The following is a 26543-nucleotide window of genomic DNA, read 5'->3' as shown; positions in this document are numbered from 1 at the left end:
GCAACCTTGAATACGGCGCGTCAGACGCCGGTTCTACGCCGTTATAAATTTATTTTTACTGCCTCCGACTCTTCTAAAAACAAGCGTGAGGAACCTCCATGTCCCAGCCCACCGACCGCCTTTGGGGCGCTCGTTTCAAGACCGGTCCGTCTGCAGCATTGGCCGCGTTGTCGCGTTGCCCTGAGCGCTATTTTCGCCTCACGCCCTATGACCTGGCCGGCTCCCGTGCCCATGCCCGTGAGTTGCAGCGCGCCGGTTTGCTGGATGAGTCGGAAACCTTGCGTACCCTGCAAGCCTTGGACGGCATCGGCGCAGATTTCGCCGCCGGCAACCTGCATCCGACCCTGGATGACGAGGACGTGCACACCTTCATCGAACGCGTACTGACCGAGCGCCTCGGCGCCCTGGGCGGCAAGCTGCGTGCCGGGCGCTCGCGTAACGATCAGACGGCCAATGATCTGCGCCTTTTCCTGCGCGACCATGTGCGCACCATCGCCACTCAAGTGCTGGCTTTGCAGCAGGCGCTGGTGCAACAGGCCGAGCAGCATGTTGAGAGCATCTGCCCGGGCTTCACGCACTTGCAGCAGGCGCAACCGATTGTGTTCGCCCATCACTTGTTGGCCCACGCCCAGTCAATGCTGCGCGATGTGCAACGGTTGATCGATTGGGATGCGCGTACGGCGTTGTCGCCCCTCGGCGCAGCGGCCATGGCCGGTTCGGCGATTGCGCGTCAGCCGGAGCAATCGGCCAAGGAAATGGGCTACACCGGGCCGTGCGAAAACTCTATCGACGCCGTAGCAAGCCGTGACCATGTGGCGGAGTTTCTGTTTGTGGCGGGCATGCTCGGGGTGAATATTTCGCGGCTGTCGGAGGAGTTTTGCCTGTGGTCTTCGCGCCAGTTCCGCTGGGTGGTCTTGGATGATGCCTACGCCACTGGCAGCTCGATCATGCCGCAGAAAAAGAACCCGGACATTGCCGAATTGGCGCGGGGCAAGGCCGGACGATTGATTGGCAACCTGACCGGGTTGATGTCGACGCTCAAATCCTTGCCGCTGTCCTACAACCGCGATTTGAGTGAAGACAAACACAGTGTGCTCGACAGCGTCGACACCCTGCTGCTGGTGCTGCCGGCGCTGGCCGGTATGGTCGCGACCATGCAGGTGCAGGTGCAAGAGCTGCGGCGGCAGGCGCCGATGGGTTTCACCCTGGCGACGGAGGTGGCGGATTGGTTGGCCACGCGGGGTGTGCCGTTCAAGGAGGCGCATGAGATTACCGGCGCGTTGGTACAAGCCTGTGAGAAGCATGAGATTGAGTTATGGGAAGCCTCGCCGGCGCTGCTGGCTGAGGTGGATGCGCGGTTGACGCCGCAGGTGCGCGACTGCCTGACACTGGAAGCGGCGATTGCGGCGCGCAGTGGGTGGGGCGGGACGGCGCCGGAACAGGTTAAAGAGCAGATTGAGCGGTTGAAGGTATCGTTGGCCGCTCAACAAAAATGGGCTGACAGCTACACCGGATTTCGAATTTAACTCACACCTGTGACGATCATTCCCATGCTCTGCGTGGGAATGCCGCCCCGGACGCTCTGCGTCCCGTTCGTGCGCAAGGGTGACGCGGAGCGTCACAGGATGCATTCCCACGCAGAGCGTGGGAACGATCAATCTGCGGTGTGTGGGCTAGCGCCTTCGCAGGCAAGCCAGCTCCCACATTTGGACCGAGTACAGCCGTTAGAGCGTTGTTAGTTTTGGAGTAACACCATGAACCAAACCCCGGCAGAGCGCTTGGAAGCCGAGCGCAAGTTGTCCGAAAACCAGTTCGATATCACGCAGTACGAACACGTGCCGCGTCGCTATTACGGACGGATGTTTTTTGCCACGTTGATCGTGATTGTGCTGGTCGCGTTGTTGCGCGCCTTCGCCAATGGCCAGATCGAATGGTCCTACATCGGCCAGTTCCTCACGTCCGAGGCGATTCTGTGGGGCCTGGTGAATACCATCGTCATGTCGATCCTGGCGATGGCGCTGGGCGTGGTGATCGGGGTCATCACGGCGATCATGCGCATGTCGGCCAACCCGATCCTGCGCTACGTGGCCATCACTTACACCTGGTTGTTCCGGGGTACGCCGCTGATTCTGCAACTGTTGCTGTGGTTCAACCTGGCGTTGATTTTCCCGGTGATCGCGATTCCCGGCCTGTTCAGCATCGACACCGTCGACCTGATGACGCCCTTTGTGGCCGCCCTGCTCGGCCTCAGCATCAACCAGGGGGCCTATACCGCCGAGGTAGTGCGTGCCGGTTTGCTGTCGGTCGACACGGGCCAGTACGAAGCGGCCAAGTCCATCGGCATGCCGAGCTTGCAGGCTCTGCGTAGGGTGATTCTGCCGCAGGCCATGCGCGTGATCATTCCGCCTGTAGGCAACGAGTTCATCAGCATGGTGAAAATGACCAGCCTGGCCAGCGTCATCCAATACTCGGAGCTGCTGCACAACGCGCAAAACATCTATTACGCCAACGCGCGGGTCATGGAGCTGCTGATGGTTGCCGGCATCTGGTACCTGGCGGTGGTGACTGTTCTTTCATTTGGTCAAAGCCGCCTCGAGCGTCGTTTTGCCCGCGGCGCCGGCAAGCGTTCGTAAGCCTGTTGAGGAGATTTGCCCCATGAGAAGCATCGTCAAGGCCGTCAACCTGAACAAGTATTACGACCAGTATCACGCGCTGCGTGACATCAATATCGAGGTCGAGCAAGGCGAGGTCATGTGCATCATCGGCCCATCGGGCTCGGGTAAAAGTACCCTGCTGCGCTGCGTCAACCAGCTGGAAAAAATCGACAAGGGCGGCCTGTGGGTCGACGGCGAGCTGGTCGGTTACCGGGTGGTCGGCAACAAGCTGCATGAGATGAATGAAGCGCAGATCGCCCGCCAACGCCTGGCGACGGGCATGGTGTTCCAGCGCTTCAATTTGTTCCCGCATATGACCGTGCTACAGAACATCATCGAAGGCCCGTGCCAGGTCCTCAAGCGTTCGCCCAAGGAAGCCACCGAAGATGCGCTGGAGTTACTCGCGCGCGTGGGCCTGGCGGACAAACGCAATGCCTACCCGGTGGAGTTATCCGGCGGCCAGCAACAGCGTGTGGCGATTGCTCGTGCGCTGGCGATGCGCCCCAAGCTGATGTTGTTTGATGAACCCACATCAGCTCTCGACCCGGAGTTGGTCGGTGAAGTGCTGTCGGTGATGCGCGACCTGGCGACCACCGGCATGACCATGATCGTGGTCACCCATGAGTTGGGCTTTGCCCGCGAAGTCTCCAACCGCATGGTGTTTATGGACGCCGGCCAGATTGTGGAAGCCGGCAGCCCCGAAGACATTCTAATAAGCCCACAAAACCCGCGTACCCAAAGCTTTATTTCTGCCGTTCGCACTTAACTAGAAAACTAACGAGAACGCCTCCATGAAAAAATTGTTTATCCCCACCTTGCTCGCGGGCCTGATGGCCTCCACTGCAGTTTTCGCGGCATTGCCGGCGGCAATCAAGGAGAAAGGCGAGATCAGCGCGGCCATCGTGCCGAACTACCCGCCAATGGATTTCAAGGACCCGGCCACCAACAAGATCACCGGCCTGGACTTTGACCTGGGCAACGCCCTGGGCGAACGCCTGGGCGTGAAGATCAAATGGCAGGAAACCGCCTTCGAGCAAATGCTCAGCGGCCTGACCACCAAACGCGTGGACATCGTGCTGTCGGGCATGAGCGATACCGCCGAACGCCAGAAGTCAGTGACCTTTATCGACTACTTCACCAGCGGCCCGCAGCTGTACACCCTGGCCAAGCGTGAAGACCTCAAGGAATTGACTGACCTGTGCGGTAAAAAAGTCGGCACTAGCCGCCGTACCACCTGGCCGTCGGAAATTGCCGCGTGGAGCAAGCAAAACTGCGAAGCGGCGGGTAAGCCGGCAATCGTGGTGATCGGCACCGAAGGCTCGGCGGATGCACGGGCGCAGTTGCAGCAGAACCGCCTGGATGCGGCCATGCAGGGCAGCGAGACGATTCCTTATCTGATGTCGTTGGATAAAGGTAAATACAAGCCGGTGGGGCTGGCGATTTCCAAGCAGTTCACCGGGCTGGGCATCGAGAAGAGCAATACCGAGCTGGTCAGCGCGATCAGTGCAGCGCTGCAGGGCATGATCGATGACGGGACCTACGGCAAGATCCTGAAGAAGTGGGACCTGGAGCAAGGTGCGGTAGAAAAAATCAGCATCAACGCCGGGCAGTAACCCGGCCTGACTGTGGGAGCGGGCTTGCTCGCTCCCACAGGCGGTCTGTTTTCCCATTCGACCGGTGTTGTCTCAAAGCAATAACAAGGACGCTCGCCCCACCGTGCCCACCTACTCTTTGGTAATCCGTCGCCTGATGATTTGCTCGGTGACCATCGTGGTCAGCCGTGCCATGACCAGCCCGTTGCTGGCGCTGCTGTTGAGCACCCGGCTGGGCCTCAACCAGCAAGACATCGGCCTGCTGATGGGCATTGCCGTGTTTACCGCCACGTTGCTCGGCCTGTACGGCGGCTACATCATCGACCGCCTGGAAAAGCGCAAGCTGTTGATCCTGGCCATGCTGTCCAGCTCCATCGGTTTTCTGTTGCTGACCTTTGCCAGCAATCTCTACCTCACCACCTTGACACTTGTGATCACCGAGGCGGCGTCGGCGCTGTTCCTGATCGGCTCCAAAGCCATCATCAGCGAGAACCTGCCGGTGGCGGAGCGCGCCAAGGTATTTTCGCTGCGCTACACCCTGACCAACGTTGGCTACGCCACGGGCCCGATGCTTGGTGTGGTGATTGCCGGTCACATGCAACTGGCGCCCTTTCTGATCGCCGGTGCCATTGCGTTTGGCAGCCTGTTCCTGATGATCGGCATCCCGCCGACGCAACAGGATGACAGCAACAAGCCCTTGAGTTTTCTCACGACCCTGCGCACGTTGCGCAGCGACCGCACGCTGATCCTGTTCACCGGCGGTAGCTTGTTGAGCACCATTGTCCACGGGCGCTATACGTTGTATCTGTCGCAATTTCTGCTGGTGGCCTACAAGCCTGCCGACGCGTTGAAGATTCTGTCTGCGGTGCTGGCCTGCAACGCTATCACCGTGATTCTGATGCAGTACCAGATCGGCCGCTTTCTCAAACGCGAACAACTGCGCTACTGGATTGTACTGGGCACCTTGCTGTTCATCCTCGGGCTGGTCGGTTTCAGCCTGGCAGACAGCCTGCTCACCTGGTGCCTGGCGATGTTTGTGTTCACCTTGGGCGAGATGATCATCTACCCGTCGGAATTTCTGTTTATCGATACCATCGCCCCGGATGCGCTGCGCGGCAGTTACTACGGCGCGCAAAACCTGGCCGCGTTCGGCGGGGCAATGAGCCCGGTCATCTGTGGGTATTTATTGATCAACGCCGCCCCTACCAGCATGTTCTATGCCCTCGGCGCACTGACTGCGATCGGGGGCACCTTGTGCTTCTTGAGTGGGCGACGGGTAGCAGGTTCTTGCTGATATTTGTGCTGGATCCCGCTATTAATAGCGAAACATCTCACGGACCCGAGCCCCATGAAATTCGACACGGCCTACAGCCTGAGTCTCGATGACAAGCTGTCGATCTACGATGTACGAGACCTGAATTTCGACGAAACCGCTGACTTCGACTCCGACAAGGACCGCTTCCTGTGCCCCAACGATGAATGCCGTGGGGCATTCGACACGGGGAATGCGCTGAGTACCTTCAACGCCAAAAACGTCAATTATCAGCGCACACCGCACTTCAAGAACAAGACCAGCACCCGGCATATCGACGGCTGCCGCTATGCCAGCACCCACAAGGCGGCGACGGGTGAACACGACGACGAGCGAGAGGACAACTTCCCATCGGAGTTTGTACTGACGCGGCGTCAGTACGAACGCAAGAAACCGCTGGCGGGCACTGAGGGAAACCTTGCGCAAGACTCAACACAGCCATCGCCAACCCGGCCCGGTGCGCTCGCCGGCACCAGCGATGCCGCACCGGACAAAACCAGCGTCTTTGCCCACCCGGTGGAATGTTATGTGTCGAATATCGACGACAAGGACAAGCTCAAGCGCATGCCGTTGAAGATCGGCGATCACACGGCAACCTACTGGACGTTTTTCAAGAAAATCGAATACCTGCAAGACAACAAGGGCCTGATCTACTGGGGCAGGATCAAGGCGATCAAGGACTACACCAGCAGCTTTCGCATCGACTTCGAAAAGAAAGTGTGGCTCGACAAGAAGCCCTACTCGGTCAACGTTTACCTGAGTAAAAAACTCATCGAGAACTACCGCAAGCGCAAAGCGTTCCTGGAGCAGATCAAGGCAGCAGTGGACAGTGAGCAGGCATTGTATTGCTTCTTCTACGGGGTGACGCCGACGCTCAAACAGGTGCCCAGCAAGAAGAACCCCGAACAGACGTTCGGGGTGTTCAGCGCGAATATTGAAAACCTGGATCACCTGATCATTCGGGAGGCGCCAGGGGTGGAATAGTGGGTTGTCCAGCATCCAGTTGATGAGCGGTCAAAACAACTGTACAAAAACACAGTATAGTTTGCCTTCCCCCGTCGAACCTGGAGAAACCCCATGTCCTCTCTGGCAATGAGCTCTTTCGTAGAACAGCAGATCGTCCTGCACCAATTCACCCCCAAGCACAGCGTGCAGGCTCGCGCCATACTGGGCTGGAGCCAGGAACAACTGGCCCGCCTGGCAGGTGTGACGGTGCAGGCGCTTCAACAGTTTGAAAGCCAGGGCGACGTGGGTGATGACACCCGCCTGGCATTGGCGTTTCGCCTGGAGGCCGAAGGGTTGGTGTTCTTCCCGGGGTTTGCGCCGGGTTGGGGGATGAGTGTGCGGGGCGGTACGCCTCAGCCAACGCTCCAGGTCGTTCATGAGACAGCAGAGTAAATTTTTTACCTGCACTGCCACTTATCCCTATTTAGGTATAACCTCTCATGAGCTCATGGAAGCCACTGCTGTGGGTGGGCGCCAGCAAAAAAGACCTTCAGTTGATGCCGGGTTCAGTTCAAGACATTTTCGGTTTTGCACTGCATCTTGCTCAAGAAGGTGGAAGGCATTCACAAACAAAAGCATTGAAAGGATTTGGAGGTAACGCAGTACTGGAGATCATCGAGGATTTCGACGGCAACACTTATCGAGGGGTGTACACCGTTCGGTTTGGCTCCGCTGTTTATGTCCTCCATTGTTTTCAGAAAAAATCCACAAAAGGCATTGCAACCCCGCAGCACGACATACAACTGATCAAACAGCGACTCAAGGCGGCGCAGGATCATGCACAAGCATCACGAAACCATTGAGATCGAAGAAGGCAGCGGCAATGTCTATGAGGATATTGGTCAGCCCAACGCTGCCGAAATGCAGGTCAAGGCGCAGCTCGCAGCCAAAATCGGCGAGATCCTCAAGGCACGTAATCTCACTCAAACCCAGGCTTCAGTGATTCTCGGGTTGTCACAACCCAAAGTGTCGGAAATGCTTCGTGGAAAATTCCGAGGCATCAGTGAGGCCAAGATGTTGGAATGCTTGTCGCTGCTAGGGCGCGATGTGCAAATTGTCATCAGCACCGCTCCCGCGTCGCGTGTTCAGGGTCGAATTGAAGTGCTATTTGCTTGAGCACTGGTTTCACGCAACCTTTCAAGCAATTGCCCCACCAACGCCTCAACCGAATGGTGCCTGACATCCAACCGGATCACCGGGCAGCTCAGCGCCTTTAACCAGGTCTCATGCCGACGCAGGCTGCGTAGGCTGTGGTTGCCGTCGTCGTAACGGGCGGCCAGGGCGAGGAAGGCGAGACTGTTGGCGTGGCGGTTGCCGCCCTCCAGCACTTCATCGCCGTAGCGTTGCACTTCTCGCAGGCGCAATCGATGCAGGCGGGTTTCGGCGTCCAGACGCAGGAACACCACGTGGGTGAACTGCGGGAGCATCGGGTCGCCCCAACCGCACAGCGAACCTGATAGCACCCAGCTTTGCAGGCCCGCCGTCTGCTCTTGTAGCAGGCGGATGCGTTCATCCCGGGGCCGGGCAACGGTAAAAGGGTCGGGGGTTTGCTGCCAGTAGAAGAAATCCGAATCGAAGTAGGCAACCCCCAGGCGTTCGGCCATGGCCTTGCCCAGGGTCGTGGTGCCGGCACCCGCAGCGCCGAGGATGTGAATTCTGTAGGCCATGGTGTTCTTTCCTCGGCACTGAGTCTGACCGTCGATACGCCAAACCTTAAGTTGCAACTGCCCGGCGCATCATTGAGGCCAAAACCAGCACGCCTGCGAACGTGCGCGCCTGGTCCTGGGCCCTAGGCTGTCACACCACAGCCCGGCAGCACGCTACGAGTTGGCAAGTGCATGCGGGGCCGAAAGCTTCGGCTTGATGGCGGCCTGGGAACCCTGCTCATAGCCATACGCCACGGCCAGCAGTTGAGCTTCGGAACCGGCGGTGCCGAAAAAGTAGGCGCTGCCAGGCAGGCCGTCCTCGGTCGCGCCCGAGGGGACCGTGATTCCCGGGTAGCCAGCAGCTGCAACGCCAAAGTAGCTGTTGCTGTCGAAATCCGACACGATGGCATCCAGATTATCCTCTTTGATGGGCTCATCCACCGTACCGCGAAAATCCCGCAGAAGCTCATCCCAGGCTGCCTGGCTTTGTTCCGGTGTGAGGGTGCATGCGTCGATCTCTTTGAGAACAGGCTGGTGATCGGCCTGTGTCCCCTCACGCGCATCGTTGAATCTGATCAACTCTTTGAGCGACTTGACCGGCAGTCCCTCTCGCTTGGCCAAATAGCCGTTCAATTCTTCCTTCACATCGCCAAGCAGCAGTTCGTCGTAGCGTGAAGCATCGGCCAGGCGCATGTTGATCGGAACCAGAATCGCACCTTGTTTGCGCAGTACTTCCAGTGTCTGGTTGAACTGTTCGCTGTTAACCACCGGCAGGGTTGTAGCGCCGTCCGAAAACGTCGTGGGGTAACCGATACGCTTGCCGAGCAAGGCGCCTGGCACCAGTTGTCGGGTGTAATCGACAGCCTGCGCCCCGGCAGGAGCCTGGGGGTCGTTGGTCATGGCGTTGAGCATCAGCGCGGCATCCAAAACCGAACGGGTCATCGGCCCCGGCGTGTCCTGCCGCCGGCTGGCAGGCATGATCCCCTCGCGATTCAACAAACCGACGCTGGGCTTGAGGCCAACCACACCATTGAGCGCCGCCGGCACGATGATCGAACCGTTGGTCTCGGTCCCCACTGCCAGGGGGGCCAGCCCAGCCGCGACCGCCGCAGCCGAGCCGGAGCTGGAGCCGCCCACGTCCGCGTCCGCACCATGCGGGTTGCGGGTTTGGCCGCCGCGGCTGCTGTAGCCATCGGGGCCGCCACGGAAACCCGCCATTTCAGTCAGGTTGGTGGTCCCCAGAATCACCGCGCCCTGCTCGATCAGGCGCTGAACGATCGGGGCGCTCTTGCTGACGGGAGCTCCGACAAGTCCCCATGCCCCTGCACTGGCTTGCATGCCTTCAACTTCCACGGTGTCCTTGACCAGAATGGGAATGCCATGCAACGGCCCCCGCACCTTGCCGCTGGCGCGTTCGCGGTCCAGCTCGCGGGCCGCTTCCAGGGCCTTGGGGTTTAGCTCAATCACCGAGTTCAACGCAGGGTCCAGCATGCGAATACGCGCTTGCAGGTAACCGACCAAATCTGCCGCAGTGAACGCCCCGAGCCTGCCCATTTGCTCGCCCAGTTGCTGAACCGTGGCGTACTCCGTTCCGGGCGGAACAGGGTTCGACGCCGTCTTGGACTTTTGCGCGGCTACAAACGGCGCAGCGTGACTGACAAACACATTCAGACCATGGCCAATTCCAAACATGAATCACCTCTAGGGAAGGGTAAGAAATAACCACGAATCAACGTTGATCCGTATGCCAGTCTAAAAACATCTCTCCTTCCCAACAGCGAGACCCTGCCCGTTCACAGCGTGGGATTATTCAACGCCAGCGGTAGCTTTGCTTCTGCCCGCCGCAAGGCAAGCGACACTATTTTTGTAGCCCTGCACCAAGGCCATCAGCGAATCCCGTGCCCGGCGCGAGGCGTAGAAGTACAACGTGCCCCCTCCTTCGAGCGGCGCCTCCAGGCGTGGATAGCCGCTCGCGCAAGCACCATGAAAGGCCGCGCTGCTGCCATCGGATACCAGGGCATCAAGACGATATGCCAACGTGAGGTCGTCGATTTCATTACGGGTATGCGCGCAAAACCTGGCCGTGTCATCCATGCGTTGTGCGGCCACCGGCACCAACTGCGCAGCGGTCTGACGCAGGGTGTCCAGTGCACACAGGAAGGCGACACTGTGCTCAATCGGTTCGTGATCACTACTACGGACATAGCGGTCGGCAAAGCCTACACGCCACCCCGCCAGTGATTGCGCGGTGGCGAACGAGCTGTTGTTCCGCACCAGCGGCACCGCCACCATCACCGGCGTCTCGGGCTCGACGCCACTCAAGGCGATCAGCGATAACGAAGGGTCACGCACGGGTTTGATGGAAAACCCCGGCACGCTGTATCCGGGGGTGAGCACACCGATTGGCGCATGGGGGTGGGAGTCGATATCGAAAGCAATACCGCGGGGGCTCGCACTGTCGGCAGGAGCGTTGGACGCTGTAGCGGGCGGTGCACAGGGTTCTGCGAACGCTGGCAACAGTTGCCCAGGCCGGCAAGGCGAAGCCTGCGGCCAGATTTTCCTACACTTGTCTTCCATCAGAATTACCCCCGAAGCATGATGTTTCGGGGATCATCGCACCCTCTTCCTGCCGCTGTCGCAGCGCTGAAACACGCTGAAAAATCCTTTTTCGGTTACCTCGGTGTTCAGCTCACGAGCGGCTCTTGCGTGCCTTGGGTTTCCACGTCCAGCCACCATGCATGCCCACGCTCCGGCTGGTTCAGATTGAACATCTGTCCCATCGCCGGCGTGGTGATCGACACACTGCGCTCCCACGCCAGGGCCATGATGCGATCGAAGGGCTCGTGCCACGCATGGAATGCCAGGTCAAAGGTGCCATTGTGGATGGGCAGCAGCCAACGGCCCTTGAGGTCGATATGCGCTTGCAGGGTTTGCTCCGGCTGCATATGCACGTGGGGCCAGTCGACGTTGTAGGCGCCGGTTTCCATCAGCGTCAGGTCGAACGGACCGTACTGCTCGCCGATACGTTTGAAACCGTCGAAATAGCCGGTATCGCCGCTGAAAAAGATCCGCCGCGGGCCATCGATCATCACCCAGGAACACCACAGCGTCTGGTTGGCATCGAACAGGCCGCGCCCGGAAAAATGTTGCGCAGGGGTGGCGACAAAACGTATGCCCTCCACCTCGGTGCCCTGCCACCAATCCAACTGACGCACTTTGCTGGTGTCGACGCCCCATTTGATCAGGATGTCCCCCACGCCCAATGGCGCGAGAAAGTATCGCGTCTTGTCGGCCAGTTGCACGACCGCCTTGCGGTCAAGGTGGTCGTAGTGATTGTGGGAAAGAATCACCGCCTCCAATGGCGGCAGCTCTTCGAGACTGATAGGTGGCTGGTGGAACCGCTTGGGGCCGGCCCAACTGAACGGTGAGGCGCGCTCGGCAAACACTGGGTCGGTTAGCCAGAACTTACCGCGCATTTTCAGCAGCACGGTGGAATGCCCCAGGCGGAACACGCTGTGGTCCGGGGCGGCCAACAATTGCTCGCGGGTCAGCGGTTGCACCGGGATCGCGCCTACCGGGCGCGTGCTGCGCGGTTTGTTGAACAGCATGTTCCAGAAAATACGCAACGTCTTGCCAAAACCACCGTGCTGTACCGGGGCGTCGTTGCTGAAGTGTCCCTGGTCCTGCTCGGCAGGTTTGAGCGCTGCCGGCGCCGGGTCGAGTCGGGTTGAGAGGGTGGCCATTGCAGAGTGACTCCTGGGGGTCCGCGCATAAATTACACTGCGCGGCAAACTTACACTGCACAGTGTAGTTTCTACATTGCAACAAATCTCGGAGCAAGTAAACTACCCAGTGTAATTTTCCTTTCAGAGCCGAATGCTATCCATGACTGCGACTGCACCTCAACGCCTCACTGACCGCAAACGCGAAGCTATCGTAGTGGCGGCCATCGCCGAGTTCCGGGCAAATGGGTTCGAGGTCACCAGTATGGACAAGATCGCCGCCACCGCCGGTGTTTCCAAGCGCACGGTGTACAACCATTTCCCCAGCAAGGAAGAGTTGTTCGCAGAGATCCTCCACCAGCTCTGGGCCAGCACCGTCGCGCAACTGGATGTGATCTACACCAGCGACCGCCCGCTGCGCGAGCAATTGCGCGGGCTGCTGGAAGCGAAGATGAAGATGATGTCGGACACCAACTTTCTAGACCTGGCCCGCGTTGCCATCGCCGCCACCATCCATTCACCGGAACGTGCGCAAGACATGGTCAACCGTCTGAGCCAGCGCGAAGAAGGCTTTACCCAGTGGGTGCGAGCAGCCCGGGACGATGGCCGCCTGTCTTGCACCGACCCGGCCTTTGCCGCCCACCAGATCCAGAGCCTGCTCAAGGCCTTTGCCTTCTGGCCGCAGATCACCCTGGGCCAACCCACCCTCGACACCGCCGCCCAGGCCCATGTTATCGAGTCGGCAATCGACTTGTTCCTGGCAGGCTACGAAATACCTTCGGCCCACCTGCGCTGATACTTGCCCTGGAACGACACTTAAGGTCGCTTTTAATGTATTCGTACGCTTCTCGGCACAAATGGCCTGGAAGGACACTAATTATTCCCACACGAATCACTGACAATATTCACATCCCTAATCCGATCAGCGGTTTAAACCACTGACACTTGCTGCCGTATCTGCAAAAACAGAGCTGACCCAAGACCTATGGAAAACAAACGAGGCAAAGGGCTTTCATTTGCCAGGCGTATCTACAAGCCAAGGATTATCGGCCTGGGTATCGGCAGCATCAGCGTGATCGGAGCGTTGTCCCCCTTGTCGATGCCCGGCTGGGTGTGGGCCTTGCTGTTGTTCAACGGGTATGCCTGGGCACATGTGGCCTACCTGCTTTCTACCCGCTCGCCTTTCCCCTATCAGGCCGAGCAACGCAACATGCTCTATGACTCACTGTTTGGTGGCTTCTGGGCTGCCGCCATCCAATTCACACCACTGGCAACCGTGACCATTCTGTCGATGATGACCATGAACAACGTCGCGGCGGGCGGCAAGCGTTTGTTCCTGCGTGGGCTGGTGGCACAAGCGGGCGGAATCGGCATCGCGTGGTGGTGCTTTGGGATCACGTTCAATCCCAATGTCAGCCCCGTCCAGGTCTACACCTGCCTGCCGATGCTGACGCTCTACCCGATGGCCATCGGCATGGTCTGCTATCAACTGGCGATCAAACTGTCGGAGCACAAACGCACCCTCAGCGCCCTTAGCCGTATCGACAGCCTGACCGGCCTGCTCAACCACGGCTCGTGGAAAGACCTGCTGAACCTCAAGTTCCATAAGTGCCAGCAGCAACAAGGCCAGGCCACCATCGCATTGATCGATATCGACCACTTCAAGCAGATCAATGACACTCACGGCCATATCGTCGGCGATACCGTGCTGCGCCAACTGAGCCAACTATTGCGCCAGCACCTGCGGGAAAACGACTTCGCAGGGCGTTACGGCGGCGATGAATTCTGTGTGATTCTTCCGAAGATGCCCCTGCAGGAAGCGGTGCTCGTCATGGAGCGCATGCGTGAAACCTTCAGTAACTATCGCAACCCGCAGATCCCCGAGTTGCGCATCAGCCTGAGCATCGGCCTGGCGGACTTCCAACCGGTTTTCAGCGATGCCGTCATGTGGCTCAACGCCGCCGACCGTGCCCTCTATGTGGCCAAGAAAACCGGGCGCAACCGGGTCAAGGTCAGTGAATACGCGGTCGCCTGTTCCGCCTGAGTTGTCCTACAACTTCCCGTCTGAATCCTCTGTCGCAGCGCCAAAGCAATAGCATAATGCCGCCATTGGTCGGCTGCCCAATAATGGTCCTGCTCCAGGGGCGAACTTCTTGGCAAGCTGAACACTCTGAATCCGCTGTTCCACTCCCGCTGTCAGCACAAGGAAGCTGACAATGAGCACGTCAACCGTGAGGCCCCGCGCCCTACGGGGTCAGGCGCATATACATGGATGCCTTCTCCTACGCATGCTTGCCCGAGCCCCCCGACATGCTATTCAACGCCCATAAAAAAACCATCAGTACCCTGCAGCACACCAACGCCCAGCAAGCCAGCCTGCTGGACGCCATCGAGCGGTCCATGGCGGTGATCGAATTCGACCTGCAAGGTCGCGTGCTGCGGGCCAACGACAACTTCCTCAAGACCATGAACTACCGCGCCGAGCAGATCCTGGGCCAGCCCCATCGGATGTTTTGCACCCCGGCGTTCGCCCGCAGCGCCGAGTACAACCAGTTGTGGACGCACCTGCGTAATGGCCAATTCCAGTCCGGCACCTTTGAGCGAGTCGCCGGCGATGGGCAGTCGGTGTGGCTGGAGGCCAGCTATAACCCGGTACGCGATGAGTCCGGCAGCGTGATCAAAGTGGTGAAGTACGCCATGGACGTCACCCCGCGCCTGCAGGCCGAAAGCGAAGCCAATGCCAAGCTGCAGGCCATCGACCGTGCCATGGCGATGATCGAGTTCAACCTCGACGGCACCATCATCACCGCCAATGCGAACTTCCTGCAGCGCATGGGCTACACCCTGGCGCAGATCCAGGGCAAGCATCACCGCCTGTTCTGTAAGCCGGAGCTGGCCAACAGCCCCGAATACAGTGCGTTCTGGAACCGTCTGAACCAGGGCGAACTGTTCAACGGCCAGTTCGAGCGCATCGATAAACACGGCCAGACCCTGTGGCTGGAGGCCAACTACAACCCGGTGTACGACGCCAGCGGACGCCTGTGCAAAGTGGTCAAGTTCGCCTCGGACGTGACCGCCCGGGTGCTGCAACATGCCGCCGATGCGCAAAGCGCTGCACAGGCTTACCACCTGTCCCTGAACACACAGGACATGGCGGAAAAAGGCGCTGAAGTGATTCAGAAAACCGCCACGGGCATGCGTGAAATTGCCGTGGACATTGATGCCTCTTCGCAACTGATCGCCAAGCTCGGCGAGCGTTCGCAGCAGATCACCGCCATCGTCAATACCATTCGCGGCATTGCCGACCAGACCAACCTGCTGGCCCTCAACGCCGCCATCGAGGCCGCACGGGCCGGCGAGCAAGGCCGTGGTTTTGCCGTGGTGGCCGATGAAGTGCGGCAATTGGCGGCACGCACCAGCGGCTCGACGACGGAGATCTCCAACATGATTGCGATGATCCAGGAAGAAACCCGCCAAGCCATCGACAGCATGGGCACCACCCGTGATCGCGCAGCCCAAGGCGTGGAGTTGGCCAACCAGGCCGGCACGGTAATCCTGCAGATTCGCGAAGGCACCGGCGAGGCGGTGCAGGCGGTCAGTGCGTTTGCCAATGAGCGGGGCCACAGCTGACTCGTTCTTCATGTGCCTGGCCGGGGGCTCGGTTTATAGTGCTGACTGTGTTCACGCCAAGGATTCGCCCCCGCCATGACCCCAGACAAACCAGAAGCCGCGCCGGTCGACCACCTGCGCTTTCACCGAGGCCACGCTCACCTCGCGCCGACCTTCGGCAACGATACCTTTGCCCTCAAGGCGGAAGCCTTTGCACGCTTCTTTGGCACGCCGACCTTCCTCGGCGCGCAAACCGCAATCGTGGTGCTGTGGGTCGCGCTGAACATGAGCGGCGTCACGCACTTCGACGTGTACCCGTTTATCCTGCTCAACCTGGCCTTCAGCCTGCAGTCAGCCTACGCCGCACCGCTGATCCTGCTGGCCCAGACACGCCAGGCGGCGCGAGACAAAGCCCAGTCCGACGCCGATGCGCAGCACCGCGAAGCCCTGGCCATCGCCAATACCGAGCGCCAGGCCCAGGCCGCGCAGACCACCAGGCAGCTGCTGGAACTACTGGAGCAAAACACCCGGCTGACGGAAATGACCAAGCAACTGACCGAGCGTATCGAAACCCTGACGTGCGAAATGCATGAGCAGTTTGTGCGAAAAACCTAACGCCGCGGCCAGCGTACATGCCGTCCCAGCTCATCGAACAACGCCACCACCGAGCGCAGCGCCCGACAATCCGGGCGCGTCAGCAGCCATAGCGCGGTGTCACGCCCCTCCAATGCAGGGCTCAGGGGTTGCAGGCCATCGCCCAATAGAAAGTCCGGCAGCGCTGCAACGCCCAATCCCGTGCGCACCAGTTCGGTCACCGACAACATACTGTTGCAGCGGTAGCTGGGGCGTACACCCGGCAAGTGCTCGCGGCGCCAGGTCACCGTGGGGTGATCCGGCAGAAAATCATCCGGTGCGATCCAGGCCAGGTCGGCCAACTCACGCCCCGCGTGCCGGCGCGCATACTCGGCGCTGGCACACACTTGATAGCGGACGGTGCCCAGGCAGCGCCCCACCAGATGCTCCGGCGGCGTCCTGGTCAGGCGTAGGGCGATATCCGCATCACGCCGACTGAGGTTGGCGAAATCATTGGAGGTGCTCAACTCCAGGGTCAGCGCCGGGTATTCGGGCATGAACTGCGCCAGGGCCGGCAACAGCAAGCCTTGCAACACCGAATCGGTACAGGTCAGGCGCACCGTGCCGCTGATCACTTCACCGCCCTGCTCCACACCGATACGCGCCGCCTCCAGGGCCTGCTCGGCACGTTCGGCCTGTTGCGCAAGATGGCTTGCCAGGCTGGTAGGCAAATAACCGCTGCGGCTTTTTTCAAACAATGTCTGGCCCAAGGCGGCTTCCAACCGGCGCACGGCTCGGAACACCGTGGACACATCCACCCGCAGCAATGTCGCCGCCCGCGCCAGAGTGCCACCGCGTACCAGCGCGAGAATCAGTGACAGGTCGGGATAGTCGATTGAATAGTGCGTCGCTGCATTGAGCATGTGGGCAAACGCCAATATTGATTGCGTGAACGCCAATCTATAGTGCGCCCCAGAACACCACAAGCCATAGGCCGTACCCGATGAAACCCAGCGTTTTGCACCTCGCCCTGATCGGCGACTACAACCCCGACGTGATTGCCCACCAGGCCATTCCGATCGCCTTGCAACAAGCGGCCGACGCCTTGAAACTCAAGATTGACGTGCAGTGGCTGGATACCGACACCCTCACACCACACACAGCCCTGCACCGCTTCGATGGCTTCTGGTGCGTGCCCGCCAGCCCCTATCGCGACGCCGACGGCGCACTGCGGGCGATTCGATTTGCCCGCGAGCAAAAGCGCCCTTTCCTCGGCACTTGCGGCGGTTTTCAACACGCCGTGCTGGAATATGCGCGCCATGTGCTGGGCTGGGCGGATGCCGAACATGGCGAACTGGCGCCCGATGCCAAGCGCGCCGTGATCGCCCCCCTGAGCTGTGCCCTGGTAGAGGCGACCGACAGCGTGCGCCTGACGCCTTACACCCGCATTGCCGAGGCCTACGGCGCCCTGGATATCGATGAAGGCTATCGCTGCCGCTATGGCATCAACCCCGAGTTCGCCAACGCGCTGCTTGAAGGCGACCTGATTGCCAGCGGCCATGACTCGGCAGGCGATCTGCGCGCCGTGGAGCTGCTGGACCATCCGTTTTTCGTCGCCACCCTGTTCCAGCCGGAGCGGGCAGCCCTCAAAGGCACCCCACCACCACTGGCGACAGCGTTGCTGCAAGCTTGCCAAGGAGCGTCGCGATGATCGCCACTACCCCGTCCCCGCCCTACTACGCGGTTATTTTCAGCTCCCTGCGCACCGAGGGTGATCAGGGCTACGGCCAGGCCGCTGCACGCATGCTGGAACTGGCACGTGAACAACCCGGGTTCCTCGGCGTGGAATCGGCACGCGAAGACGGCCTGGGCATCACCGTGTCCTACTGGAGCAGCGAGGCGGCCATCCTGGCCTGGAAGCAGCAGGCAGAACATTGTGCGGTGCGCGAACAAGGCCGCGCTACCTGGTACTCGGCGTTTCAAACGCGGGTGTGCAAGGTGGAGCGGGCCTACGGTTTTGCGCGCAATTAACTGACCAGACTGCGCAAGGCACTGATCGGCGGGATTTCCACCCGGCGCATATACACACGCAACGGCTCGGTGATGTTGAAGCGGTCATCGATATTTTGATCCAGCAGCAACTGAATGCGCTCGCGGGACAAGGTCATGGTGTGGTCGACCGCGGGCAGCCAGACAAATTCGGCCGTCGGGATGATGCCGTCATCGGCCACGTCCATGCCAAAGGCATCTTCGCTGAAACGCACGATGTACTGGCCGCTTTTACGGTTAAGGCCGACAAAACCGTGGAGTTGGTCGGCGGCCTGGCAGATAAGCTCGGAGGTGATGCGCATGGTAAACCTCACTGAAAAGTCCCACTGGGACTGGAAAGATGGTTTACACGCGTGGCACAAAAATTCGGCCCTCTGACGGGGCAGCTTGGGGCAAGAGTACTGCAAGACTGCACAAAAAAACCCAAAAATCGGCGCGTGCGCACGTTAATGTCGGTTTGGTGATAGCGCCATTCGCAATCAATTGTTAAAAAGGACGCCTTCTCAAAGTTACCTCCACGAAAGGACTTCGCATATGCCTGTCACGTTTTCCAACGGCCCGGTGCCCACCACTATCGGCAGTGCCTTGATGCTCGCACTGATGCTCGGCCTTGGCCCCGCACAGGCAGCCGAACCGATCAGCCCGGCTGAATTGGCGACAAGCGAAGGCATTCCGTACCCGGCGGTCATCGCCCACCGTGGCGCTTCCTACGACGCTCCTGAGTCCACCGCCGCCGCCTACAAGGTGGCACGCGATTTGGGCGCCGACTACCTGGAAATGGACCTGCAGCGCAGCAAGGATGGTGTCCTGTTCGCCCTGCACGACAACAACCTGCAACGCACCACCGACGTAGCCAGCAAATTCCCGGAACGCAAAGATGCCCCGGCCAACGAATTCACCTGGGCCGAACTGCGTACCCTGGATGCCGGCAGCTGGTTCAACGCCGCCTACCCGGACCGCGCCCGTCCAGGGTTCGTGGGCCTGAAAATCCAGAGCCTGGATGACATCATCAAGATCGCCGAAGGCAACCCGCAGCACAAACCCGGCCTGTACATCGAGACCAAGGAGCCCAAGCAGTTCCCGGGCATCGAAGCCGACCTGAAAAACAAGCTGCTGGATAAAGGCTGGTTGAGCTCCGCCGGCTCCAAGCTGGGCAAGAGCAACACTGGTGTCGGCCAGGGTAAAGGCCGCGTGGTGCTGCAGACGTTTGAAAAAGACAGCTTGAAAGAGCTGCAAAAAGAAATGCCCAACACTCCGAAAATCTTGCTGCTGTGGGTCGGTGCCGGCAGCATCGAGCCAAAATCCACGCAGACATTCGCCGAGTCCGGCGAGCCGACCAAGGCCGCCTACTACGCCAAGCAAGAGCCGAAGGACGCCGCCGAGTTCGAAAAATGGGTCGACGACGCCAAGAGCCTCGGCGCCATCGGCACCGGCCCTTCGGCCGAGCTGACCCATCATGGCGACCAGAGCTACACCGACCTGGTCAAGCCTGAAATGAACAAGCTGACCCACGACAAGGGCCTGCTGGTGCATGTCTATACCGTGGATGAAGCGGTGGACTTCAAGAAAGTCATGGACGCCGGGGTTGATGGCATCTTCACCAACCGCGCCGCTGAACTGTTGAAGTTCTACAATCGCTTCCCGTCGTCGAACGTGAAGCAGTTGCTGGCCGATCACGGTTATTAAAAAACCATGGGCATGGCAGATTGAACGAACGGCGCAATGGCTTGAACTAATTAAGGGTGAATTAAGTTGCACTGGATAACCTGAGCCCACTTAAACAGCTCACCCGCAAAAGGAAATACACGATGAAAAGTCTGACCGCCCTGTTCGCCGCCGCCGCCCTGACCCTGACTGCCGGCCTGGCCCAAGCCGATGTGCGCCCGGACCAGATTCCCAGCCTGCTCAAATCCGGCGACGTGATGGCGTTCGAGAAACTCAACGCCGCCGCCCTGGCCAAACACCCTGGCGCGACCATCACCGATACCGAGCTGGACCACAAAAACGGTGTGCTGGTGTATGAGGTGGACATCACCGATACCACCGGCAAGAAGTTTGAAGTCAAGCTCGATGCCAAGACCGGCACCGTGCTGGAAGACAAGCAAGACACTTGAGTCGAACTTGAAAAAACCGCGTCACCTTCGGGTGACGCGGTTTTTTTATGGGCGTTTGAACGCCTGAAGCAGAGCCTGTTTGCTACCCTCGGATGAAATGACACCTACGGCGCGCAAGGTCGTAGAATCTCACTGTCTGGCCAGGGCATAACGCCCGACGCCCACAAGGTCGAGGCTGCCGCATGGAGCAAAGGATCGCCGACGTCGCCATGATTGGCCGAATCAATGCCGTGCCCGCGATGCTCAAGGTCATCTGCGATATGGCCGGCCTGCGCTTTGCCGCCGTATCCCGGGTGACCGACGATAACTGGACCGCATGCGCCGTGCTCGATCAACTGAACTACGGCATCGGCGTGGGCGGCGAGTTGGACCTGACCACCACGATCTGCTACGACATTCACCGTTCACATGATTGCGTCGTGATCGACAAGGCCAGCGAAGATCCGATCTACCGCAACCACCACACCCCACGTATCTACGTGTTTGAAAGCTATATTGCCGTGCCGGTATTCCGTACCGACGGCAGTTTCTTCGGCACGATCTGCGCACTCGACCCCAAGCCCGCGTCCCTGCGTGACAGCCCCCTCCAATCGATCATGGAGGGGTTTGCCCGGGTGCTCTCGTTGCAAATCGAAGCCGAAGAAAACCGGCCACGAACTGAAACCGACTCGCAGGAAGAACGCGGCACCGCCGAGCTGCGCGAGCAACTCATCGGCGCACTGGGGCACGACCTGCGCAATCCGCTGTTTGCCGTCAACTTCGGTGCCGAGCGGCTGCTGGACAAACACCCCAACCCGACGACCGACTCACTGGTGCGCCATATCCTCGCCAACGCGCAACGTGCGTCACAGCGGGTCGAAGATGTATTGGACTTCACCCGTAGCCGAATGGGCAGCGGCATTGCCCTGCGCCTCACCGACTGCGTGGATTTGCAGGAGGCTCTAGGCCAGGTGGTGGCCGAGGTGCAAAGCGCGCACCCGCAGCGGCTGATTCACGCCGACATCGGCGAACTGCACGGCGTGTATGGCGACCGCGAGCGCCTGGCGCAACTGCTCTGCAACCTGCTCGTCAACGCCCTCCATCACGGCAACCGGAATAGCCCGGTGTATGTCACGGCGAAGATCGAGCATGGTCATTTGATAGTGGCGGTGAAAAACGCCGGTCAGATCAGTGAGCAAGCATTGCCGCGCCTGTTCCAGCCTTTCTCACGCCCGCTTCCCGGTACATCCCAGACCGGCCTGGGCCTGGGGTTGTATATCGTCCAGCAGATTGCCGACGCCCATGGCGGTGAGCTGAACGTGACCACCCATGCACAGCACGGCACCCAATTCAGCTTCCACTTGCCCCTGCCCTGATCACGCGCCCAGGCGCGCCGTCACTTCATTCAACTGCGCAGACAAGCTGCGCAGGTTCTGGCTGGCCGCTTCAGTGCGCTGCACGTTGTCCATGTTTGCCGTGGCAACCGTGGTGATCTGGGTGATGTTGCATGAGATATCTTCGGCCACCGACGTCTGTTCTTCCGCCGCCGTGGCGATCTGACGGTTCATGTCACGGATCGCTTCCACTGCCTGGGTGATATGAGTGAGCATCTCGCCAGCCTGGGTGACTTTCAACACGCTGTCGTCACTGCAGGACTGGCCGCTGACAATCGCCTCGGCCGCATCCACCGCACCGGTTTGCACCGCCTCAATAATCTGGTTGATCTCGATGATCGACGCCGCCGTGCGTTGCGCCAGGCTGCGGACTTCATCGGCCACTACCGCAAAGCCACGCCCGGCTTCACCCGCCCGCGCCGCTTCAATGGCTGCGTTGAGCGCCAGCAGGTTGGTTTGTTCGGCAATGCCGCGGATCACTTCCAGGACCTTGCCGATACGCACACTGTCGGTTTCCAGGCGGCGGATGATGGTGCCGGTATTGAGGATTTCAGTGCGCATCTGGCCGATGGTGGCAATGGTCACTTGCATCACTTCGCCGCCTTCACGGGCCGACTGGTCAGCCTCATCCGCCGCACGCGAAGCGCTGGCGGCGTGGCGGGCAACTTCCTGGGCGGTGGCGGACATTTCAGTCATGGCCGTGGCCACCTGGTCGGTGCGGTTGAATTGTTCATGAGTGCCGGTTGCCATTTGCCCGGCAATCGAATTCAACTCACCGCTGGCGCTGACCAGATCGGTGGCGCTGCGCTGCAGGCGGCTGAAAGTTTCGGCCAGAAAGTCGCGCAGGGTATTGGCTGCCGCAGCCAAATGGCCCAACTCATCCTGACGGCGACTGGCGACGCGTTCGGCAAAGCGCCCATGGCTGAGTTGGGTGACGTAGTCGATCAAGCCACGAATCGGCAGAATCAAATTGCGGTTGATCAAGAACAGGCTGAACACACCGATGAGCACGCCCGACAGCAGCATGATCGCCAGGCCCAGCATCACCGTGCGCTCGGCATGGGCGCTGATGCTCAAGGATTGTTTCTGGCCTTGCTCACGCAGGTCGCTGACCAGCGCGCTCATTTGCTCACTGGCGGCGCGATCCACACCTTTGACAGCGTTGTCGCCGGCGGTCGGGTCGGCGCCCGCGGCCACATAGGCGTCACGCCCTTTTTCGTAAGCCAGACCCAATTGCTGATGTTCCTGACGCAGGGTCTCGATCCGTTTGCTCAAGGCCGGGTCTTCCCGGGTCTGGGCCACCAGCCGCGTGAGGATGCCTTGCACATCACGTTCGCGGTCCTGGAACTGGCCCCAATATTTGTTCATGTCCTGAGGCTGCTTGCCGCGCAACAACACGTTTTTCCATTCCTGCACCTGCACCTTGAATTGCAGGTTGGCTTCATCGATCAACTGTGAGGTGAGCAAGGGCCCCTCGATCAAACTGCGATAACTCTGCACCCCATTGGAGAGGAAATTGAAACAGGCCAGGGCGATCAACAACGTCGCCAACAAGCTGCCACCGAGCAGCGACAGGATTTGTGCTCTCAAGGAGGTTCGCAAAACATTCATCGGGGTAACGCCTCGATACAAGGGAAATGGTGCATGCACGCCGCAACGTCCCTGTCATCAAAGGCACCGCTGCTGCACAGGGTACTCATACGCTGGATCGGCTGTTCCAGACGCATATTGAGCCTAGCTGACCAGTGGTCAAAAAATTGTCTTCACGTACCGCCCGAACCTTGAAACGGTCACAAAATTGTCAAATATCCTTGCAATGATTCGCCCACGCGAACCTGTGAAACGTCCTACAGGCGCTTTCTCTGCGAGCCTCCATGAACCACAGCATCGACCACGGCCATCAGGATTCCGACCTGTTTGGCCTGCTTTACGGTTTTCGTTTTCGACCCGGCGAAAAAGGCGAGCAGATCGATTCGGCCACCGCGCTCAAGGCCTTGCAGGAACCGTCCGATCCAGACGAGTTCCTGTGGTTGCACTTGAACCTTGCCCACGCGGCCTGCCAGCGTTGGATGCAGGCCCATCTGGCATTGCCCGAGGAGTTTTTCGAGGCGCTGCACGAAGGCTCGCGCTCCACGCGTATCGAGCACGTCGACTCGGCGTTGCTGGCGGTAGTCAACGACGTGGTGTTCAACTTCAGCAGCATGGTTTCATCGGATATTTCCACGCTGTGGGTCTGCGCCCACAGCCGTTTGCTGGTGAGCGCGCGCCTGCAACCGTTGCACTCGGTGGACAAACTGCGCTCATCGGTCAAGGCCGGTGAACACTTCCGCTCCCCTCTGGAGTTGCTTGTGCATTTATTGCGCGATCAAGGCGAAGTGCTGACACAGATCGTGCGCAAGACCAGCCTCAGCGTCGACCAGATCGAAGACCAGTTGCTGTCCTCGCGGTTATCCACCAACCGTGCCGAACTGGGGGCCGCGCGCCGCGTGCTGGTGCGCCTGCAACGCCTGCTGGCCTTGGAGCCGGGGTCGCTGCTGCGCCTGCTCAATCGCCCGCCGCAATGGCTGCAAAAGGAAGACGTGAAGGAGTTGCGTAAATCCACCGAGGAGTTCGCGCTGATCATCAACGACCTCACGGCCCTGGGTGAACGCATCAAGCTGTTGCAGGAAGAGATCGCGGCCAACCTCAACGAACAAAGCAACCGCACGCTGTTTACCCTCACTGTGGTGACGGTGCTGGCGCTGCCGATCAACATCATTGCCGGTTTTTTTGGCATGAACGTGGGCGGAGTGCCGCTCTCTACCGACCCGGAGGGGTTCTGGATCCTGGTGGCACTGGTGGCGACGTTTACCCTGATTGCCGGGCGCTGGGCGTTCAGAAAACGCAAAGACTATTGAGTGTGGGAGGAAGCAAGCCCTAATACCAGTCAGTTAAGCGATAGAGCGGAAGACGGATAACATGTGGCGAGGGAGCTTGCTCCCGCTGGACTGCGTAGCAGGCCCATTTTTGGGGCCGCTTCGCGGTCCATCGGGAGCAAGCCCCCTCCCACAATGACCGCGTCAAGCCTTAACTGACTGGCATTAGGGCTTGCTCCCTCCCACAGGATCAGGCGGTGTTTTGGGATCAGCGGTACGCTCAATGGCCGAAACACTGATTTGCGGCAGCATCTCTGTAACATTCAGCAATGATCATGAACGGCATCCTCCTCACACTGGATGCTCCGGCATGGCCACCCCTTCCCTGACTGCCTCCACCACCGCGTCACGCACAGACCCCAAACCCAGGCTGGACAAGAAACCTGGCCTGGTCACGGTGATCATTTTCTTCGCGGTACTGGCCATGGGCCTGTTGTTCACCGCCTACAGCCTGATGCACGACATGCATGAACTGGGCACGGTGGTCACCACCTGGACGCCCTTCCTGCTGCTGGGTGTGGCGTTGTTGATCGCCCTGGGCTTCGAGTTCGTCAACGGCTTTCACGACACCGCCAACGCCGTCGCCACGGTGATCTACACCAACTCACTGCCGCCGCATTTTGCGGTGGTCTGGTCGGGCTTCTTCAACTTCCTCGGCGTGCTGCTCTCCAGCGGTGCGGTGGCGTTCGGCATCATTGCGTTATTGCCGGTCGAGTTGATTTTGCAGGTCGGTTCGTCGGCCGGCTTCGCGATGATCTTCGCCCTGCTGATCGCGGCGATCCTGTGGAACCTCGGCACCTGGTGGCTGGGGTTGCCGGCGTCGTCCTCCCATACCTTGATCGGTTCGATCATCGGCGTCGGCGTGGCCAATGCCCTGATGCACGGGCGTGACGGCACCAGCGGTGTGGATTGGAGCCAGGCGATCAAGATCGGTTACGCATTATTGTTGTCGCCGCTGATCGGCTTCGCTTTTGCCGCGATGCTGCTCCTGGCCCTGCGCGCCTTTGTGAAAAACCGCTCGCTGTACAAGGCACCGAAGGGCGACACCCCACCGCCTTGGTGGATTCGCGGCATGCTGATCGCCACCTGCACCGGGGTGTCCTTCGCCCACGGTTCCAACGACGGCCAGAAGGGCATGGGCTTGATCATGCTGATCCTGGTGGGCACGCTGCCGATGGCCTACGCGCTGAACCGCACCATGCCCGCCGAACAATCGCTGCAGTTCGCGGCGGTGGCCGAGGTGACCCAGGTGGCACTGGTGAAAAGTGCGCCGCAGGTCTTGCCGGGTGATCCACGCCCGATCCTTTCGACCTACGTACGCACCAAGGAAGCCACGCCGGAGCTGGTACCCGCCCTCGCCGCCCTCGCCGGCCAGATCGGCGACGAAGTCAAAGGCTACGGCTCCCTGGCCAAAGTGCCTGCCGAAGCCGTCGGCAACGTGCGTAACGACATGTACCTGACCAGCGAAACCATTCGCTTGATGGACAAAGGCAAGGTCGGCAATTTCGACGCCGATACCCAGAACAAACTGAAGTTGTTCAAAGAGCAGATCGACAACTCCACGCGCTTTATTCCACTGTGGGTGAAGATCGCCGTGGCCATCGCCCTGGGGTTGGGCACCATGGTCGGTTGGAAGCGCATTGTGGTGACGGTGGGCGAGAAGATCGGCAAGACCCACCTGACGTACGCCCAAGGCGCCTCGGCCGAAATGGTCGCGATGCTGACCATCGGCGCGGCGGATATGTACGGTTTGCCGGTGTCGACCACCCATGTGCTGTCCTCCGGTGTGGCCGGGACCATGGTGGCCAATGGCGGTGGGTTGCAGATGCGCACTATCCGTAATCTGGTGATGGCGTGGGTGCTGACGTTGCCGGCGGCAATCCTGCTGTCAGGCAGCCTGTACTGGCTGTTCACCCAACTGTTCTGACACAACACAGGGCAAAAAATGTGGGAGGGGGCTTGCTCCCGATAGCGGTGGT

Annotated in this window: 27 protein-coding genes and 1 pseudogene; 21 read left to right on the top strand and 7 right to left on the bottom strand. The window is 59.9% G+C overall.

The features are described 5' to 3' along the window. Positions 1–98 precede the first annotated feature (98 nt). From argH to MJP36_RS08960, 9 genes are all read left to right on the top strand, one after another. Positions 99–1526 carry an argininosuccinate lyase gene (gene argH, locus MJP36_RS09000; RefSeq protein WP_244385206.1) on the top strand — a complete coding sequence of 476 codons (1428 nt, stop codon included), beginning with the start codon at positions 99–101 and terminating at the stop codon, positions 1524–1526. A gap of 228 nt (positions 1527–1754) precedes the next feature. Continuing rightward, positions 1755–2633, top strand: coding sequence for an amino acid ABC transporter permease (locus MJP36_RS08995; protein ID WP_060757244.1), 879 nt, complete (start codon positions 1755–1757; stop codon positions 2631–2633). A 22-nt stretch (positions 2634–2655) separates the two neighbouring features. Further along, positions 2656–3420 carry an amino acid ABC transporter ATP-binding protein gene (locus tag MJP36_RS08990; RefSeq protein ID WP_060757243.1) on the top strand — a complete coding sequence of 255 codons (765 nt, stop codon included), beginning with the start codon at positions 2656–2658 and terminating at the stop codon, positions 3418–3420. Positions 3421–3445: 25 nt separating this feature from the next. Beyond that, on the top strand, positions 3446–4267 hold the full coding sequence (locus MJP36_RS08985; RefSeq protein WP_090369036.1) for an ABC transporter substrate-binding protein: 822 nt from the start codon (positions 3446–3448) through the stop codon (positions 4265–4267). 103 nt (positions 4268–4370) lie between these two features. Beyond that, positions 4371–5540, top strand: a complete 1170-nt coding sequence (locus tag MJP36_RS08980; protein ID WP_244385205.1) for an MFS transporter — start codon at positions 4371–4373, stop codon at positions 5538–5540. 54 nt (positions 5541–5594) lie between these two features. Beyond that, positions 5595–6542: a hypothetical protein gene (locus MJP36_RS08975; RefSeq protein WP_104994617.1), complete on the top strand. Its 948-nt coding sequence runs from the start codon at positions 5595–5597 to the stop codon at positions 6540–6542. A gap of 93 nt (positions 6543–6635) precedes the next feature. Continuing rightward, on the top strand, positions 6636–6956 hold the full coding sequence (locus MJP36_RS08970; RefSeq protein ID WP_244385204.1) for a helix-turn-helix transcriptional regulator: 321 nt from the start codon (positions 6636–6638) through the stop codon (positions 6954–6956). A 104-nt stretch (positions 6957–7060) separates the two neighbouring features. After that, positions 7061–7366, top strand: coding sequence for a type II toxin-antitoxin system RelE/ParE family toxin (locus tag MJP36_RS08965; RefSeq protein WP_218580571.1), 306 nt, complete (start codon positions 7061–7063; stop codon positions 7364–7366). Next, positions 7341–7679, top strand: a complete 339-nt coding sequence (locus MJP36_RS08960; protein WP_161549316.1) for a helix-turn-helix domain-containing protein — start codon at positions 7341–7343, stop codon at positions 7677–7679. Before MJP36_RS08965 ends, MJP36_RS08960 begins: the two co-directional genes overlap by 26 nt. On the opposite strand, the gene MJP36_RS08955 is transcribed toward MJP36_RS08960, so the two are convergent. The 4 genes from MJP36_RS08955 to MJP36_RS08940 all read right to left on the bottom strand — a co-directional run bounded on the left by MJP36_RS08955 (position 7649) and on the right by MJP36_RS08940 (position 11952). After that, positions 7649–8230, bottom strand: a complete 582-nt coding sequence (locus MJP36_RS08955) for an AAA family ATPase (protein WP_060757236.1) — start codon at positions 8228–8230, stop codon at positions 7649–7651. The two genes, MJP36_RS08960 and MJP36_RS08955, sit on opposite strands and share 31 nt — an antisense overlap. A 153-nt stretch (positions 8231–8383) precedes the next feature. After that, the gene (locus MJP36_RS08950; protein WP_244385203.1) at positions 8384–9901 is read right to left on the bottom strand and encodes an amidase family protein; all 1518 of its coding nucleotides are present in this window, start codon (positions 9899–9901) and stop codon (positions 8384–8386) included. A 114-nt stretch (positions 9902–10015) separates the two neighbouring features. Then, the gene (locus MJP36_RS08945; protein ID WP_244385202.1) at positions 10016–10606 is read right to left on the bottom strand and encodes a hypothetical protein; all 591 of its coding nucleotides are present in this window, start codon (positions 10604–10606) and stop codon (positions 10016–10018) included. 287 nt (positions 10607–10893) lie between these two features. After that, on the bottom strand, positions 10894–11952 hold the full coding sequence (locus tag MJP36_RS08940; RefSeq protein WP_060757233.1) for an MBL fold metallo-hydrolase: 1059 nt from the start codon (positions 11950–11952) through the stop codon (positions 10894–10896). Between the two features lie 142 nt (positions 11953–12094). Between MJP36_RS08940 and MJP36_RS08935 the strand changes: the two genes are divergently transcribed. The 5 genes and pseudogenes from MJP36_RS08935 (at position 12095) to MJP36_RS08920 (ending at position 16155) form a co-directional block, all read left to right on the top strand. Next, complete coding sequence (locus MJP36_RS08935; protein WP_090369025.1) at positions 12095–12727, top strand: TetR/AcrR family transcriptional regulator; 633 nt, start codon at positions 12095–12097, stop codon at positions 12725–12727. A gap of 189 nt (positions 12728–12916) precedes the next feature. Further along, a complete protein-coding gene (locus MJP36_RS08930) occupies positions 12917–13975 on the top strand; it encodes a diguanylate cyclase (RefSeq protein ID WP_060757231.1) in 1059 nt (352 codons plus the stop codon). 224 nt (positions 13976–14199) lie between these two features. Then, positions 14200–14955: pseudogene (locus MJP36_RS28085) on the top strand (PAS domain-containing protein); the annotation flags it as partial. Between the two features lie 126 nt (positions 14956–15081). Further along, a complete protein-coding gene (locus MJP36_RS28080) occupies positions 15082–15561 on the top strand; it encodes a methyl-accepting chemotaxis protein (RefSeq protein WP_425226340.1) in 480 nt (159 codons plus the stop codon). A gap of 75 nt (positions 15562–15636) precedes the next feature. Continuing rightward, the gene (locus MJP36_RS08920) at positions 15637–16155 is read left to right on the top strand and encodes a DUF1003 domain-containing protein (RefSeq protein WP_060757230.1); all 519 of its coding nucleotides are present in this window, start codon (positions 15637–15639) and stop codon (positions 16153–16155) included. Here the strand turns inward: MJP36_RS08920 and MJP36_RS08915 are convergent. Next, positions 16152–17036, bottom strand: coding sequence for a LysR family transcriptional regulator (locus tag MJP36_RS08915; protein ID WP_104994620.1), 885 nt, complete (start codon positions 17034–17036; stop codon positions 16152–16154). The genes MJP36_RS08920 and MJP36_RS08915 overlap by 4 nt on opposite strands. 80 nt (positions 17037–17116) lie before the next feature. Here MJP36_RS08915 and MJP36_RS08910 point away from each other — a divergent pair, with 80 nt between their 5' ends. Together MJP36_RS08910 and MJP36_RS08905 are read left to right on the top strand one after the other, a co-directional pair. Then, complete coding sequence (locus tag MJP36_RS08910; protein ID WP_244385201.1) at positions 17117–17824, top strand: CTP synthase C-terminal region-related (seleno)protein; 708 nt, start codon at positions 17117–17119, stop codon at positions 17822–17824. Beyond that, on the top strand, positions 17821–18144 hold the full coding sequence (locus MJP36_RS08905; RefSeq protein ID WP_060757227.1) for an antibiotic biosynthesis monooxygenase family protein: 324 nt from the start codon (positions 17821–17823) through the stop codon (positions 18142–18144). Before MJP36_RS08910 ends, MJP36_RS08905 begins: the two co-directional genes overlap by 4 nt. Here MJP36_RS08905 and MJP36_RS08900 read toward each other — a convergent pair. Further along, positions 18141–18464 carry a DUF2025 family protein gene (locus MJP36_RS08900; protein ID WP_244385200.1) on the bottom strand — a complete coding sequence of 108 codons (324 nt, stop codon included), beginning with the start codon at positions 18462–18464 and terminating at the stop codon, positions 18141–18143. The two genes, MJP36_RS08905 and MJP36_RS08900, sit on opposite strands and share 4 nt — an antisense overlap. Before the next feature lie 232 nt (positions 18465–18696). Between MJP36_RS08900 and MJP36_RS08895 the strand changes: the two genes are divergently transcribed. From MJP36_RS08895 to MJP36_RS08885, 3 genes are all read left to right on the top strand, one after another. Next, a complete protein-coding gene (locus MJP36_RS08895; RefSeq protein WP_244385199.1) occupies positions 18697–19848 on the top strand; it encodes a glycerophosphodiester phosphodiesterase in 1152 nt (383 codons plus the stop codon). A 122-nt stretch (positions 19849–19970) separates the two neighbouring features. Continuing rightward, positions 19971–20276: a PepSY domain-containing protein gene (locus MJP36_RS08890; RefSeq protein ID WP_104994623.1), complete on the top strand. Its 306-nt coding sequence runs from the start codon at positions 19971–19973 to the stop codon at positions 20274–20276. A gap of 182 nt (positions 20277–20458) precedes the next feature. Continuing rightward, positions 20459–21631 (top strand): sensor histidine kinase, encoded by a 1173-nt coding sequence (locus MJP36_RS08885; protein WP_244385198.1) that lies wholly within the window; start codon positions 20459–20461, stop codon positions 21629–21631. Here the strand turns inward: MJP36_RS08885 and MJP36_RS28075 are convergent, their stop codons facing one another. Continuing rightward, positions 21632–22240: a methyl-accepting chemotaxis protein gene (locus MJP36_RS28075; RefSeq protein WP_413037845.1), complete on the bottom strand. Its 609-nt coding sequence runs from the start codon at positions 22238–22240 to the stop codon at positions 21632–21634. It abuts the gene before it with no gap. A 1283-nt stretch (positions 22241–23523) separates the two neighbouring features. Here MJP36_RS28075 and MJP36_RS08875 point away from each other — a divergent pair. Continuing rightward, positions 23524–24546, top strand: coding sequence for a transporter (locus tag MJP36_RS08875; RefSeq protein WP_244385196.1), 1023 nt, complete (start codon positions 23524–23526; stop codon positions 24544–24546). A gap of 328 nt (positions 24547–24874) precedes the next feature. After that, the gene (locus MJP36_RS08870) at positions 24875–26491 is read left to right on the top strand and encodes an inorganic phosphate transporter (RefSeq protein ID WP_060757221.1); all 1617 of its coding nucleotides are present in this window, start codon (positions 24875–24877) and stop codon (positions 26489–26491) included. Positions 26492–26543: the final 52 nt, after the last annotated feature.

It is taken from the genome of Pseudomonas palleroniana (assembly GCF_022836895.1).
GTDB lineage: Bacteria > Pseudomonadota > Gammaproteobacteria > Pseudomonadales > Pseudomonadaceae > Aquipseudomonas > Aquipseudomonas palleroniana.
This window is presented reverse-complemented; position numbering and strand designations above follow the sequence as displayed.